The 14,769-nt window shown below is 73.6% G+C and carries 11 protein-coding genes; 9 read left to right on the top strand and 2 right to left on the bottom strand.

Annotated features, from left to right (window positions below):
- The first annotated feature begins 121 nt into the window (after positions 1–121).
- A complete protein-coding gene (locus ACWCQK_RS17465) occupies positions 122–1,330 on the top strand; it encodes a bifunctional adenosylcobinamide kinase/adenosylcobinamide-phosphate guanylyltransferase (RefSeq protein WP_451156012.1) in 1,209 nt (402 codons plus the stop codon).
- A 19-nt stretch (positions 1,331–1,349) separates the two neighbouring features.
- On the opposite strand, the gene ACWCQK_RS17460 is transcribed toward ACWCQK_RS17465, so the two are convergent.
- On the bottom strand, positions 1,350–2,477 hold the full coding sequence (locus tag ACWCQK_RS17460; protein ID WP_451156011.1) for a class I SAM-dependent methyltransferase: 1,128 nt from the start codon (positions 2,475–2,477) through the stop codon (positions 1,350–1,352).
- A 169-nt stretch (positions 2,478–2,646) separates the two neighbouring features.
- Between ACWCQK_RS17460 and cobT the strand changes: the two genes are divergently transcribed.
- The 3 genes from cobT to ACWCQK_RS17445 all read left to right on the top strand — a co-directional run bounded on the left by cobT (position 2,647) and on the right by ACWCQK_RS17445 (position 6,583).
- The gene (cobT, locus tag ACWCQK_RS17455) at positions 2,647–3,789 is read left to right on the top strand and encodes a nicotinate-nucleotide--dimethylbenzimidazole phosphoribosyltransferase (protein ID WP_451156010.1); all 1,143 of its coding nucleotides are present in this window, start codon (positions 2,647–2,649) and stop codon (positions 3,787–3,789) included.
- A 235-nt stretch (positions 3,790–4,024) separates the two neighbouring features.
- The gene (locus ACWCQK_RS17450) at positions 4,025–5,791 is read left to right on the top strand and encodes a phosphatidylglycerol lysyltransferase domain-containing protein (RefSeq protein WP_451156009.1); all 1,767 of its coding nucleotides are present in this window, start codon (positions 4,025–4,027) and stop codon (positions 5,789–5,791) included.
- A 24-nt stretch (positions 5,792–5,815) separates the two neighbouring features.
- Positions 5,816–6,583, top strand: a complete 768-nt coding sequence (locus ACWCQK_RS17445; RefSeq protein ID WP_451156008.1) for a hypothetical protein — start codon at positions 5,816–5,818, stop codon at positions 6,581–6,583.
- Positions 6,584–6,711: 128 nt separating this feature from the next.
- On the opposite strand, the gene ACWCQK_RS17440 is transcribed toward ACWCQK_RS17445, so the two are convergent.
- Positions 6,712–7,488, bottom strand: a complete 777-nt coding sequence (locus tag ACWCQK_RS17440; RefSeq protein WP_451156007.1) for a hypothetical protein — start codon at positions 7,486–7,488, stop codon at positions 6,712–6,714.
- 60 nt (positions 7,489–7,548) lie between these two features.
- Between ACWCQK_RS17440 and ACWCQK_RS17435 the strand changes: the two genes are divergently transcribed.
- The 5 genes from ACWCQK_RS17435 to ACWCQK_RS17415 all read left to right on the top strand — a co-directional run bounded on the left by ACWCQK_RS17435 (position 7,549) and on the right by ACWCQK_RS17415 (position 14,619).
- Positions 7,549–8,337, top strand: coding sequence for an adenosylcobinamide-GDP ribazoletransferase (locus ACWCQK_RS17435; protein ID WP_451156006.1), 789 nt, complete (start codon positions 7,549–7,551; stop codon positions 8,335–8,337).
- A gap of 286 nt (positions 8,338–8,623) precedes the next feature.
- Positions 8,624–10,150, top strand: coding sequence for a leucyl aminopeptidase (locus tag ACWCQK_RS17430; protein ID WP_451156005.1), 1,527 nt, complete (start codon positions 8,624–8,626; stop codon positions 10,148–10,150).
- Positions 10,151–10,485: 335 nt separating this feature from the next.
- Positions 10,486–11,874: a dihydrolipoyl dehydrogenase gene (lpdA, locus tag ACWCQK_RS17425; protein ID WP_451156004.1), complete on the top strand. Its 1,389-nt coding sequence runs from the start codon at positions 10,486–10,488 to the stop codon at positions 11,872–11,874.
- 59 nt (positions 11,875–11,933) lie between these two features.
- Positions 11,934–13,733: a 2-oxoglutarate dehydrogenase, E2 component, dihydrolipoamide succinyltransferase gene (gene sucB / locus ACWCQK_RS17420; RefSeq protein WP_451156003.1), complete on the top strand. Its 1,800-nt coding sequence runs from the start codon at positions 11,934–11,936 to the stop codon at positions 13,731–13,733.
- Between the two features lie 262 nt (positions 13,734–13,995).
- Positions 13,996–14,619: a GntR family transcriptional regulator gene (locus ACWCQK_RS17415; protein ID WP_451156002.1), complete on the top strand. Its 624-nt coding sequence runs from the start codon at positions 13,996–13,998 to the stop codon at positions 14,617–14,619.
- Positions 14,620–14,769 lie beyond the last annotated feature (150 nt).

The raw sequence follows: 14,769 nt of genomic DNA, 5'->3' as shown, positions 1-14,769 counted from the left end.
CCCTTCCGCGCCCGCGCGGCGATCCGTCCGGGCGGACGCAGCCGCGCCGGGAGACGGCGCCACGCCCCCGAAGGGGGTCTCCATCACGCGGGACCAGCGGTGACAGGCGAAAATCGCTTCCGTGGAACTGACTCTGCTCGGCACCGGTGCCCCCGCGGGACTCCCCCGCCCCGACTGTCCCTGCGCGGCCTGCGCCTGCGCGCTCGGCGCCGACGCGCGGGCGGCCACCTCGCTGCTCGTGGACGGCACGCTGCTGCTGGACCTGACGCCCGGCGTCGCCTTCGCGGCGGCCCGGGCGGGGCGCACGCTGGGCGGCGTACGGCAGGTGCTGCTGTCGCATCCGCACAACGGGCCCGCGGTGGAGGTGCCGGCCGGGCTGCCGCAGCCGGGCCGGGTGCCGGACGGGCGGGAGCTGGCGCTGCTGACGGGGCATCGGGTGCGGGCCCTGGCGATGGACGCGCCGGGCACGGGATACGCGGTGACGGGGCCGGACGGACAGCGCCTGCTGTATCTGCCGCCGGGGTGCGCGCCCGCGGGACTGGAGGAGGGACACGAGACGGCGGTGCCGTACGACATGGTGCTCGCCGATGTCGTGGGGCGCCCGGACGCGCTCGCGAAGCTGCGGGCGGTGGGCGCCGCGGGGCCGACGACCGACGTCGTCGCCGTGCACCTCGATCACGACGTACCGCCGGGGCCCGAACTGCGGCGGCGGCTCGCGGCGGCCGGGGCCCGGGCGGTGCCGGACGGGTCGACGCTGGTGGTGGGGATGTACGAGGACGTGCCCGACGTACCGCGACGGACGCTGGTGCTGGGCGGCGCCCGGTCCGGGAAGTCGGTGGAGGCCGAACGCAGGCTGGAGGCCTTCCCCGACGTGCTGTACGTCGCCACCGGCGGTTCGCGCGGCGGCGACCAGGAGTGGGCGGCGCGGGTCTCGGCGCACCGGGAGCGGCGGCCGGGGTCGTGGCGGACGGTGGAGACGTGCGACCTGGTGCCGTTGCTGGCGGAGGACGGGGCACCGCTGCTGGTCGACTGTCTGTCGCTGTGGCTGACCGACGCGATGGACACGGTCGGGGCGTGGGACGACGCGGTGTGGGCGGACGGGGGCGAACGGGCGCTGCGCAAGCGGGTGCGGGAGCTGACGGCGGCGGTGCGCGCCGCCCGGCGGACGGTGGTCGCCGTGTCGAACGAGGTGGGGTCGGGGATCGTGCCGGCCACGGCGTCGGGGCGCCGGTACCGGGACGAACTCGGGCGGCTCAACGCCGCGTTCGCCGGGGAGTGCGAGCAGGTCCTGCTGGTGGTGGCGGGGCAGGCGCTGCCGCTGCGCGGCTGAGCGCGGCACCGGGGCGGGGTCAGTTCCGGCGGGCGATGACGCGGTACGTGTTCGAGAAGCGGGTGCGGCGGAGCACCGGGGCCAGGGTGTGGTCCAGGGTCGCGGCCGCGGCGACGAGCGGCGCGCTCACGGCGAGCAGGACCGCGCGCAGCCGGCGCTGGAGCTCGCCGGGCGGGGCCGCTCGCCAGGGCGCGTCCGGCGCGGGGAGCGCCCGGTTCAGGGCGAGGGACAGGGCGCCGGCCAGGTCGTGCGGCACGTGGGAGGCACGGCGGTCGACGGTGACGATCGTGCAGCCCTGGGACTCCAGTTCCGTGCGCAGGTTGGACAGCGGGATGAGGTGGAGGTGCCGGGGCTGGCCGTACGGGAGCCACCACTTGCCCAGCAGGGTGGCGAACACGCTGTGCGGGTCGGGGAGTTCGAGCAGCAGGTGGCCGCCGGGGCGCAGGGCGGTGAGGGCGGCGCGGAGTTCCTCGCGCGGATCCGGGGTGTGTTCGAGGTGGTGGAGCATGCTCACCACGTCGTAGCGGGCGCGCAGCCGGGTGGTGATCTCCGGGGAGCTCAGCCGGCCGATGTGCGCCTCCTCGACGCGGCCGGCCACCCTGGCCCGGGTCACCCGCGGGGTGGGGTCGACTCCGTCGAAGGAGGTGTAGGCGAACACCTCCTTCGCGGCCTCCGGGAAGTGGGCGTGGCCCGTCCCCACGTCCAGCCAGCTCTCCGGCTCGGGGAAGGGCAGCATCGCGCGGGCGGTGGCGCGCAGGTGCCGGCGGCGGCCGCGGGCCCCGAGGGCGCGTTCCGCGAGCGCGGCGATCTCGTCCAGGTGCCCTTCGTGCAGGTCGCGGTGGTAGAAGGCCAGGCCTTCGGCGGTCAGCCGGGGATTCTGGAAGGCGTGCGCGCAGTTCCCGCACTCGTCGACGACGAACGTGCCCGGCTTGCCCTGGAGCAGGTCCGGGGCGCGCAGCCGGGTGTGCAGCCGGGTCGAGCCGCACCAGGGGCAGTCCGCGCGGCGCGGCTCGTGGAAATGGTCGGTGCCCGCGGCGAGTTCGGCGGCGTAGCGGGCGCGCCGTCGCTCGGCCGCCGGTGAGGCACCGGACGGTGTGGAAGTCGGGGCGGGGGTCGGTGCGGGGGTGGCGGCGGGCTGGGCGGACAAGGCGGCTCCCGGTGGGGCGAGAGGGCGGCGACGGGGGCGGGATCACGGGCGGACCAATTCACCGCAAAGTGGAACGTATGGGATCCCGATCTTGGGCGCAACGACGTCGTGTCCGCGGGGTGGCGATGTGGCGCCGACGCGTTCGATCAGTGCCGGTACTGTTCGGCGAATGAGCTCGCTTAATCTCGACGACTTCACCGATCTGATCGAGCGTCCCGACGGCGGGGTGCGCCGCGACGCCGAGGCGCGCAGGGAGCGCCAGATCGTGCCGCCCGGATCGCTGGGGCGCCTCGACGACCTGGGCGAGTGGCTGGCCGCCGCGCAGTCGGCCGTGCCGGTGCGGCCGGTCGAGCGGCCCCGGGTCGTGCTCTTCGCCGGGGACCACGGGATCGCCGGGCGCGGTGTCTCGGCCCGGCCCGCGGGCAGCGCGACGGAACTGGTGCGCGAGGTGCTGGAGGGCGGCCGGCCCGTCTCCGTGCTCGCCCGCCGCCTGGGCGTGCCGGTACGGATCATTGACATGGCCCTGGACTGCGAGCCGGACACGCTGCCCGAGGACGTCGTACGGCATCGGGTGCGGCGCGGCAGCGGGTCCGTCGACGTCGAGGACGCGCTGACCCTGGAGGAGGCGCGGGCCGCGTTCCGGGCCGGGGTCGCGGTGGCCGACGAGGAGGCCGACTCCGGTACGGATCTGGTGGTGCTCGGCGATGTGAGCGTGGGCGGGACCACCGTGGCGGGGGTCCTGATCGCCGCGCTGTGCGGGACCGACGCGTCCGTGGTGACCGGGCGCGGCGGGCAGGCGATCGACGACCTGGCCTGGATGCGCAAGTGCGCGGCGATCCGCGACGCGCTGCGCCGGGCCCGGCCGGTGCTCGGGGACCAGTTGCAGCTGCTGGCGACGGTGGGCGGGGCCGACCTCGCCGCGATGACCGGGTTCCTGCTGCAGAGCGCGGTACGGAAGATGCCGGTGGTCCTGGACGGGGTCGTGACGGCCGCGTGCGCGCTGGTCGCCCAGCGGGTCGCGTTCCGGGCGCCGGACTGGTGGCTGGCCGGGCACAGCAGCGGGGAGCCGGGACAGGCCAAGGCGCTGGACCGGATGGCGCTGGAGCCGCTGCTCGACCAGGGGGTGACCGTCGGCGAAGGAGCGGGAGCCCTGCTGGCCCTGCCCCTCGTGCAGGCCGCGGCGGCACTGGCGGCGGAACTGCCGGAGAAGCCGGAGGCCGGGGACGCCAAGGACGGCGAGGGCGCCGAGAACACCGAGGACGCCGAAGGCGCCGAAGGCGCCAGGGACGGCGAGGGCACCGGGCAGGCCTAGCAGGAGAGGCGGGGCTCGTGGAACCCGTGGGGCTCGCAGAACCCGCGGGGCTACGGGGCTCGTAGAACCCGCGGGGCCTCCGCGGCCCGGGGGCGGCGAAGGCGAGACGCGGGACGTACGGGGCGGGCGGGAGGCGCGGGGGCGGAGCAGGCGACGGACAGAAGGCGCTGCCGCCAGAAAGGGCGCGGCGGCGAAAGAGCGATTCGAGGGTTACACGCCCATATGATCACCCTTCATGGGAGATGTCCGAATCGCGCCTGTCCGGGACCGTCGTAGCACCGGAGCCTCCCGGCGGGCCGCCGGCCTCGCCGTCTGGTATCTGCGGGCCGTCGCCTTCGTCAACTTCCTCAGCGCGGTGTGGGTCTCCCTGGGGCAGGACGTCCGCCGGCACAACCAGGAGGACTTCTTCACGCCCTACCTGCTGACGGCCGGGTTCGCCTCGGGTGTGTTCACCGCGTTCCTGGCCGTCACCATGCGGCGCCGCAAGCGGGCCTCCTGGATCCTCAACCTCGGGCTCAGCGGGCCGTTCCTGGCGCTGTTCGCCTTCGCGATGGTGTTCCCCGAGGTCCGGCAGTACCCGCAGAACTGGATCTCCCTGGGCCTCACCGCCGCCTTCGTGGGCACCCTGCTCGTCGGGCGGCGCGAGTTCTACGCCAAGGGCGACCGGGCCAACCCACGGCTCGCCGCGGTCGTGGCCGTCGGCGGGCTGCTGCTCTCCTCGCTGCTGGCCGCGCTGCTCGTGACCGTCACCGACCAGGCGGCGGACGCGGGCCGTTCGACGTTCACGGAGCGCTGGCGGTACGGCACGCTGCGGCTGGTCTCGGTCGCCGCCGACGAGTCCCGCCACCCGGGCATCTCGACGCCGAACTGGGCCGACGTCGCCATCAACGTGCTCAGTACGGCACTGGTGCTGGCCGTGTTCTACGCCGCCTTCCGCTCGCGGCGCGCCGTCGACCCGCTCACCGAGGACGACGAGAAGCGACTGCGGGCGCTGCTCGAACAGCAGGGCGAGCGCGACTCGCTGGGGTACTTCGCGCTGCGGCGGGAGAAGAGCGTCGTCTGGTCGCCGACGGGCAAGGCGGCGGTCGCCTACCGGGTCGTGGGCGGGGTGTCGCTGGCGTCCGGGGATCCGATCGGGGACCCGGAGGCCTGGCCGGGGGCCATCGAGCCGTGGCTCGCCGAGGCCCGCGCGCACGGGTGGATCCCGGCGGTGATGGGGGCGAGCGAGGAGGCCGGGACCGTGTACGCGCGCCACGGCCTGGACGCGCTCGAACTCGGCGACGAGGCGCTCGTGGAGGTCGCCGAGTTCACGCTGGAGGGCCGGGCCATGCGGACCGTGCGGCAGGCGTACAACCGCGTGAAGCGGGCGGGCTACGGCGTACGGATCCGGCGGCACGAGGACATCGGCGCGGACGAGATGGCGTACCTCGTCCGGCGTGCCGACGACTGGCGCGACGGCGCGACCGAGCGCGGGTTCAGCATGGCGCTGGGCCGGCTGGCCGACCCGGAGGACGGGCGGTGCGTGATGCTGGAGTGCACCGACGGGAACGGGGAGTTGAGGGCGCTGCTCTCCTTCGTGCCGTGGGGGCCGCACGGGCTGTCGCTCGACCTCATGCGGCGGGACCGGGACTCCGACAACGGGCTGATGGAGTTCATGGTCATCGAGCTGCTGCGGCGGGCCCGCGAGATCGGCATCACGCAGGTCTCGCTCAACTTCGCCATGTTCCGTTCGGTCTTCGAACGTGGAGCACGTCTCGGCGCCGGGCCGGTGCTGAGGCTGTGGCGATCGCTGCTCAGCTTCTTCTCCCGCTGGTGGCAGATCGAGTCGCTGTACCGCGCCAACGCCAAGTACCGGCCCATCTGGGAGCCGCGGTTCCTGCTCTTCGAGAAGAGCGCGGACCTGCCGCGCATCGGCGTCGCGTCGGCGCGGGCGGAGGGGTTCCTGGAGGCGCCGGGGCTGCCCAAGTGGCTGCACCGCAGGCATCTGGACACGCACAGATGAGACCACGGGGATGAGGAACACGGGATGAACAGGATCGCCCGTTGGGCCCGCGCCGAATGGGGGCTGCTGTACGTCACGGTGCGGGAGCCGCTGCTGAAGCGGCGCTGGCGGGCGATCCCGATGAGCATCGGGGCGGTGTGCCTGACGACGGTCCTGCAGATCGTGCAGAACCAGTCGTGGGGCTTCCGGTTCGTGCAGGACGTCGGTGCCGTGCGCGCCGAGGACCCGCTCTGGCCGGCCCTGCTGCGCACACCCCTGTCGCTGTTCGTGCCGGCGCTCGACCTGCCGGTGTGGGGCGCGCTGGCCCAGATCCTGTTCGTGTTCGGGATCGCGGAGATCTGCCTGGGCTGGTGGCGGACCCTCGTCATCGCCTACGTCGCCACGCTCGCCGGAACGCTCTACGCCCGCCTCGGCATCCGGCTCGGCCCCGGCCACCCGCTGGGGCTGCCCGCCTCGGACGCCCAGGTCGTGGACACCGGGCCGTCCGCGGCCGTGGTGGGGCTGGCGATCTTCCTCGGCTGGCGCTACGGCGCCTACGTGACCGCGGCCGCGGTGGCCCTCGCGATGGTCGCCGAGGTGCTCCTGAAGGAGAACCTGGCCGGCAAGGAGCACCTGGCGGCGATCGCGGCGGCGGTGCTGCTGTGCGGCGCGACGACCCTGCGCGGCCCGCGTCGTCCTCGCGGACGAGTGCGCGAGCGCCGGCCACGGGACCGTCACCCACCGGACCCCCGCCCACCGGACCGACGAGCACCGGACCGACCGCCTCCGGGCCGACCACCCCAGGACGACTGACCGCGGGACATCGGCGCTCGGCCACCGACCGCGGGGAGTATCGCCCATCGGACGCCGCCCGCCGGGCCGCCGACCCCGGCACCCCGCGCCCCTCGCCCCTCGGCGCCACCCCGCTCCCCGTACACCCCCTACCGAGTCCCCGCCCCCGGACCCGGCAGCCGGGCCGGGGCCGGGTCCGGTTTGCCGCCGATCCAGTTCTCCAGGGCGCGGCGGGGGCCCAGCCAGCGGCGGTCGTGGCGGTAGGCGCGCAGTCGGGACCTGGCCCGGGCGCGGGGACGGCGGCGGTAGAAGCGCTTGGCCCAGGGCGAGCCGGGGCGGGCCAGACGGACGGCGCCGAGGACGGCGACGACGGGGACGATCACCCCGAAGATCGCGGTCCGCGCCTTGCCCTTGCTCAGCGCGAGGAGGGAGAAGAGGAAGTTCACGGCGACGGTCGCCACGATTCCGCCGCGGTCCTGGAGTTCCTCGTCGGAGACGTCGTTGACGCCGAACGGGGAGAAGCCGGAGAGCAGCAGCCCGACCAGCGCGGCCGTGACCACCACGACCTCCACGCTCTTGCGCCCCTGTTCGGTCCAGTAGACGTCGTCGAGGTGCAGGATCAGCGCGAACTCGTCCAGGACGAGGCCCGCGCCGACGCCGAAGATGACCGCGCACAGGGCCGCGCCGAAGCCGTGCCGGCCGCTGGCGACCGCCCCGAAGCCGCCGATGACGGTGAGCACGACACCGGGGACCACGTGGTGGATGTGCACGCCGCCGGCCTTGACGTTGCCGAAGGGGCCCTTGCCCGCGCGGATCATGCGGGTGATGACCCGGGTGACGACGAAGGTGACGACGAAGGACGTGAGGGCGAGGAGCAGCGGTAGTTTGCCCGGCTCGACGATGTTCCGGTACAACCAATGTCCCATATGGGCACTTTATCCATGGGGGCCGTGAAGGCTTCCCGGGCCGCCGGGTAACCTGCGCCGGTGTCCAAGATCCCCGCCCTGCCGGACGGCCTCCGTTTCGCCTTCGGCACCCTGACCGTCCTCCCGGTCCGGGTGACCCGGTGGGACCGCGAGGCCGCGCGCGGCGGGATGCTGTGCGCGCCTCTGGCCGGCCTGGTGGTCGGCGGCTGCGCCGCCGCACTCGGCGCGCTGCTGCTCCTCCTCGGGGCCGGCCCGCTGCTCGCCGCCGTCGCCACCGCCGCCGTGCCCGCCGCGCTCACCCGCGGGCTGCACCTCGACGGGCTGGCCGACACCGCCGACGGGCTGGGCAGCGGCAAGCCCGCCGAGGACGCCCTGCGGATCATGAAGCAGTCGGACATCGGGCCGTTCGGGGTGATCACGCTCGTTCTCGTGCTGCTCGCCCAGGTGGCGGCGCTCTCCCAGCTGTACGGCGCCTCCTGGGCCCGCGGCGCGCTCGCGGCGGTGGTCTCGGCGGTGGCCGCGCGACTGGCGCTGACCCTGGCCGCCCGCGACGGGGTGCCCGCCGCCCGGCCGGAGGGGCTGGGGGCCGCCGTCGCCGGGGTGGTCCCGGTGCGGGCGGCGGCGGGCACGGCGGCCGTCGTGGTCCTCGGCGCCGCGGCCGGGGGCGCGCTCCTCGGGACGTACGACATCGTGCGCACGGCCCTCGCCGTGCTCGCCGCCGTCGCCGTCGCCGAACTGCTGCTGCGCCGCTGCACGCGCCGCTTCGGCGGCATCACCGGTGATGTGTTCGGCGCCCTCGCCGAGACGGCCGCGACGGCGGCGCTCGTGGTGCTGTCGCTCGGCCGCTGACACGGCCGGGTGGAAGCGGTTGCGCACCCGATGCGTGTGGCGCGGGTCATGGAGTGCGAGGATCGGCAGGTGACGACGACGCCACCCACGGGTGAACGCCCGCGGGACTGAGCAAACGCCCGTACGCGCGTACTCTCCTCCCAGGCGTCCGCACCGGTCCGCCGCACCGGTGAGGGCCCCGGTGGAGACCGCTCCCGTCGACCGGATCTAGGGTCGACAGCCGGGCTCGGTCGACCCACACAGTTCGGCCACTGACACTTCACATCGGAAGCGAGATTTCACCACCGTGACTGCTCTCACTCTCAGCACCGCCGCGGCGCCCGGTCTGCGGGCCGACGCCATCGTGATCGGTGTCGGCAAGGGTCCGAAGGGTCCGGTCGTCGCACCGGGCGCCGAGGCTGTGGACCAGGCCTACGACGGCAGGCTCGCCGGCGTCCTCGAGACCCTCGGTGCCTCCGGTGCCGAGGGCGAGGTGACCAAGCTGCCGGCACCGACGGGCTTCAAGGCGCCCCTCGTGGTGGCGGTGGGGCTGGGCCCGGTACCCGAGAAGGACTCCTCCTACGACGCCGAGGCGCTGCGCAAGGCCGCCGGCGCGGCCGCCCGCACCCTGGCCGGTGCCAAGAAGGCCGCCTTCGCGCTGCCGCTCGACGACGCCGCCGACCTCGGCGCGATCGGCGAGGGCGTGCTGCTCGGCGCGTACTCCTTCGACACCTACAAGGACAACGGCAAGGACGCCAAGGCGCGGGCCGGCAAGGCCCCGCTCGCCGAGGCCGCGCTGCTGGGCGGCAAGTCCCGCGACAAGGAGCACAAGGCCGCCCTCGAGCGCGCCACGGCCGTCGCCGAGGAGCTCAACCGCGCCCGCGACCTGATCAACATGCCGCCGAACGACCTGGACCCGGCGGCCTTCGCCGCTGTCGTGCAGGCCGCGGCCAAGGAGCACGGCCTGAAGGTGCAGGTGCTCGACGAGAAGGCCCTGGAGAAGGGCGGCTACGGCGGCATCCTCGGCGTCGGCAAGGGCTCGGCCTCCGGCCCCCGCCTGGTCAAGCTGTCGTACACCTCCTCGAAGGCGGACAAGCACCTCGCCTTCGTCGGCAAGGGCATCACCTACGACTCGGGCGGCATCTCCCTGAAGCCGGCCGGTCACAACGAGACGATGAAGTGCGACATGAGCGGTGCCGCCGCCGTGTTCGCCGCCGTCGTCGCGGCCGCCCGCCTGGGCCTGGACGTCAACGTCACCGGCTGGCTGGCGCTGGCGGAGAACATGCCGTCGGGCTCCGCCACCCGTCCGGGTGACGTGCTGCGCATGTTCAGCGGCAAGACCGTCGAGGTCCTCAACACCGACGCCGAGGGCCGCCTGGTGCTCGCGGACGCGCTGTGGGCCGCCTCCCAGGAGAAGCCCGACGCCGTCGTGGACGTGGCGACCCTGACCGGCGCGATGATGCTGGCGCTGGGCAGCCGCACCTTCGGGATCATGGCGAACGACGACTCGTTCCGCTCCGCGGTGCACGAGGCCGCCGAGGAGGTCGGCGAGCCGGCCTGGCCGATGCCGCTGCCGGAGCACCTGCGCAAGGGCATGGACTCCGCCACCGCGGACATCGCGAACATGGGCGAGCGGATGGGCGGCGGCCTGGTCGCCGGTCTCTTCCTGCGCGAGTTCGTCGGCGAGGGCATCACGTGGGCGCACCTCGACATCGCGGGACCGGCCTTCAACGAGGGCGGCGCGTTCGGCTACACGCCCAAGGGCGGCACGGGCACGGCGGTGCGCACGCTGGTGCGGCTCGCGGAGGTCACGGCCGCGGGCGAACTCGGCTGAGTCCCCCCGGGGGCCGGAGGCCGTGCCCCTCGACACCCGGCCCGCCGGCCTCGTGAGGCGCCGGCGGGCCGGGTGCCGCCGGTCGCGCCCGGGCGGCGCGGCCGCCGATCCGTGCGGCCGCGCGCCGCTTCGGCCGAAGGGGTCCGTCGCCGTCGGGACCGAACGTGGGACGTCTCACACCCCGGCCCCGCGTCTCGTCCGCCGCCGACAGGTGCGAAGATGGGGCACGGCAGGACAGGGCCCCCACCGAAGGGCCGACAGCAAGAAGCGGCCGGACACCAGCCGCCGACCGGTCACTGGAGACCGGCGTGGCGCACATGCATGGAGGACGTGACGTGGCGAACGACGCCAGCACCGTTTTCGACCTAGTGATCCTCGGCGGTGGCAGCGGTGGTTACGCCGCGGCCCTGCGCGGAGCCCAGCTGGGTCTCGACGTCGCCCTGATCGAGAAGGACAAGGTCGGCGGTACCTGCCTGCACCGGGGCTGCATCCCCACCAAGGCCCTGCTGCATGCGGGCGAGATCGCCGACCAGGCCCGCGAGAGCGAGCAGTTCGGTGTCAAGGCCACGTTCGAGGGCATCGACGTCCCGGCCGTCCACAAGTACAAGGACGGCGTCATCTCCGGCCTGTACAAGGGTCTCCAGGGGCTGATCGCCTCCCGCAAGGTGACGTACATCGAGGGTGCGGGCCGGCTGTCCTCGCCGACCTCCGTCGACGTCAACGGTCAGCGGATCCAGGGCCGTCACGTGCTGCTGGCGACCGGTTCCGTGCCGAAGTCGCTGCCGGGCCTGGAGATCGACGGCAACCGCGTCATCTCCTCCGACCACGCGCTCGTCCTGGACCGCGTGCCGCAGTCCGCGATCATCCTGGGCGGCGGTGTCATCGGCGTCGAGTTCGCCTCCGCGTGGAAGTCCTTCGGCTCCGACGTCACGGTGATCGAGGGCCTGAAGCACCTCGTCCCGGTCGAGGACGAGAACTCCTCCAAGCTTCTTGAGCGCGCGTTCCGCAAGCGCGGCATCAAGTTCAACCTGGGCACCTTCTTCTCGAAGGCCGAGTACACCCAGAACGGCGTCAAGGTCACCCTCGCGGACGGCAAGGAGTTCGAGGCGGAGGTCCTCCTCGTCGCCGTCGGCCGCGGCCCGGTCTCGCAGGGCCTGGGCTACGAGGAGCAGGGCGTCGCGATGGACCGCGGCTACGTCCTGGTCGACGAGTACATGCGCACGAACGTGCCGACCATCTCCGCCGTCGGTGACCTGGTCCCGACGCTCCAGCTCGCGCACGTCGGCTTCGCCGAGGGCATCCTGGTGGCGGAGCGTCTGGCCGGACTGAAGACCGTCCCGATCGACTACGACGGCGTGCCGCGGGTGACGTACTGCCACCCCGAGGTCGCCTCCGTGGGCATCACCGAGGCCAAGGCCAAGGAGATCTACGGCGCGGACAAGGTCGTCGCTCTGAAGTACAACCTGGCGGGCAACGGCAAGAGCAAGATCCTCAACACCTCGGGCGAGATCAAGCTCGTCCAGGTCAAGGACGGTGCCGTGGTGGGCGTCCACATGGTGGGCGACCGCATGGGCGAGCAGGTCGGCGAGGCCCAGCTGATCTACAACTGGGAGGCGCTGCCGGCCGAGGTGGCCCAGCTCATCCACGCCCACCCGACGCAGAACGAGGCACTCGGCGAGGCGCACCTGGCCCTGGCCGGCAAGCCGCTCCACTCGCACGACTGACCCTCGTTCGACCACGCGACGACACAGACTTCCGCAATTCGTAAGGAGCAACCGAAACCATGGCGGTTTCCGTAACCCTTCCGGCGCTCGGTGAGAGCGTCACCGAGGGCACCGTCACCCGCTGGCTGAAGGCCGAGGGTGAGCGCGTCGAGGCCGACGAGCCGTTGCTCGAGGTCTCGACCGACAAGGTCGACACCGAGATCCCCTCGCCCGTCGCCGGTGTGCTGGCCTCCATCAAGGTCGCCGAGGACGAGACCGTAGAGGTCGGCGCCGAGCTCGCCGTCATCGACGACGGCAAGGGCGCACCCGCTGCCGCTCCGGCCCCGGCCGCCGAGCCGGCTCCGGCCGCCGCTCCGGCCCCCGTGGCCGAGGCGGCCCCCGCCGCCCCCGCCCCCGCCCCGGCTCCGCAGGCCCCCGCCGCCCCGGCGGCTCCGGCCGGTGGCGCCTCGGGCACGGACGTGGTCCTGCCCGCGCTCGGTGAGTCCGTCACCGAGGGCACCGTCACCCGCTGGCTGAAGGAGGTCGGCGAGGAGGTCTCGGAGGACGAGCCCCTGCTCGAGGTCTCCACGGACAAGGTCGACACCGAGATCCCGGCGCCCGTCTCCGGCGTGCTGCTGGAGATCGTGGTCGCCGAGGACGAGACCGCCGAGGTCGGCGCCAAGCTCGCCGTCATCGGCGCCCCGGGTGCCGCTCCGGCGGCCGCCCCGGCCCCGGCCGCCCCGGCTCCGGCGCCCGCCGCCGCTGCCCCGGCGCCCGCCCCCGCGGCTCCGGCCGCTCCGGCTCCGGCGCCCACCCCGGCTCCGGCTCCGGCGCCCGCCCCGGTCGCCGCCGCCCCGGCCCCCGCTCCGGCGGCCCCGGCCCCGGTCGCCCCGGCTCCGTCGGCTCCGGCTCCGGCCGCGCCCGCCGGTGACGACGGCGCCTACGTGACCCCGCTGGTGCGCAAGCTCGCCGCCGAGCACGGTGTCGAGCTGTCCGCCGTCAAGGGCACCGGCGTCGGCGGTCGTATCCGCAAGCAGGACGTCCTCGCCGCCGCCGAGGCCGCGAAGGCCGCCGTGAGCGCTCCGGCCCCCGCGGCCGCCGTGACTGCCGGAGGCCCTGCCGCCGGTGCGCGGAAGACCCCCAAGCTGGAGGTCTCCCCGCTCCGTGGCCAGACCGTCAAGATGCCCCGCATCCGCAAGGTCATCGGCGACAACATGGTCAAGGCGCTGCACGAGCAGGCCCAGCTGTCGTCGGTCGTCGAGGTCGACGTCACCCGACTGATGCGCCTGCGCGCCCAGGCCAAGGACTCCTTCGCCGCGCGCGAGGGCGTCAAGCTCTCCCCGATGCCGTTCTTCGTGAAGGCGGCGGCCCAGGCGCTGAAGGCCCACCCGGCCATCAACGCCCGGATCAACGTCGAAGAGGGCACGATCACCTACTTCGACACCGAGAGCGTCGGTATCGCGGTGGACTCCGAGAAGGGCCTGATGACCCCGGTCATCAAGCACGCGGGCGACCTCAACATCGCCGGTATCGCCAAGGCCACCGCCGAGCTCGCGGGCAAGGTCCGGGCGAACAAGATCACCCCGGACGAGCTGTCCGGCGCGACCTTCACCATCAGCAACACCGGCTCGCGCGGCGCGCTGTTCGACACGATCATCGTGCCGCCGAACCAGGTCGCGATCCTCGGCATCGGTGCCACGGTCAAGCGTCCGGCCGTCATCGAGACGGAGGAGGGCACGGTCATCGGCGTCCGCGACATGACGTACCTGACCCTGTCCTACGACCACCGTCTGGTGGACGGCGCGGACGCCGCCCGTTACCTGACCGCGGTCAAGGCGATCCTGGAGGCCGGCGAGTTCGAGGTCGAGCTCGGTCTGTAACCCTCAGGAGCAGTCGTGCGGTGCCCCGGCCGGAGTCCTCCGGCCGGGGCACCGTCGTTTTGACGTCGGCACAGGTCACGCCTTGTCAGCAGCGTGTAAGCCTCGTCTCACCTGCACCGAAGCGCCCCCGCGCGCCCCTCCGGAAGACTCCCGCGGCCTTATTGTCTAAACGTCAAACGCCCCCGGGGTCCCGCCCGCCGCCCCTCGACGAGACCCTTCGGCCCACTCCATTGGATTCTGAGCCTCTCCCTAAGGAGCTCTCATGACCGCGCCCGTCGTCCACTCGCTGCGCGAACAGATCCGCGAGCACATCGTGGAGGGGATCGTCAGCGGGCGCTGGCAGCCGGGTGAGCGGATCGTGGAGCGGCGGATCGCGACCGAGCTGGAGGTCAGCCAGACGCCGGTACGCGAGGCGCTGCGCGAGCTGGAGTCCCTGCGGCTGATCGAGTCGGCGCCGAACAAGGGCGTCCGGGTGCGGAACCTGACCGCGGCCGACCTGGAGGAGAGCTATCCAGTCCGGGCCGGTCTGGAGGCCATCGCGGCGGAGCTGGCGGCGGAACGGCTGGCGGAGGACTGCTCGGCCCTGGAGCCGCATGTCGTGGCGCTGTACGAGGCCGACCGCAAGTCCGACGGGACGGGCCAGGTCCGGCACACGGTGGGCTTCCACCGGGAGCTGGTGCGGGCGGCCGGCAACTCGGTGCTGCTGCACACCTGGGAGGGGCTCGGCATCGAGGTGTTCACGGCGCTGTCGATCCGGTGGCTCGGCACGGTGCAGCAGTCGTACGCCGAGGAGCACGAGGAGCTGGTGCAGGCGTTCCGGCGCCGGGACCCGCGGATCGCGGAGCTCGTGAAGGCCCATGTCCTGGGGTGCGCGCCGCGCCCCTGACACGACCGAGCACGCGCCCGCTCACCTGCGAGAACACGGTGCGAAATCTCTCCAGAAGTCGGCACCGGGTGCCTGCCGTCCAGGCACCCGGTGCCGACTTTCTCGTAATCGAGAGGTTTTGGCCTCAAATCTTTGATCGATCATCGATCA

This window comes from Streptomyces sp. NPDC002306, assembly GCF_053593435.1.
The sequence above is the reverse complement of the archived record's forward strand: the minus strand, read 5'-3'. Positions and strand labels throughout refer to the sequence as shown.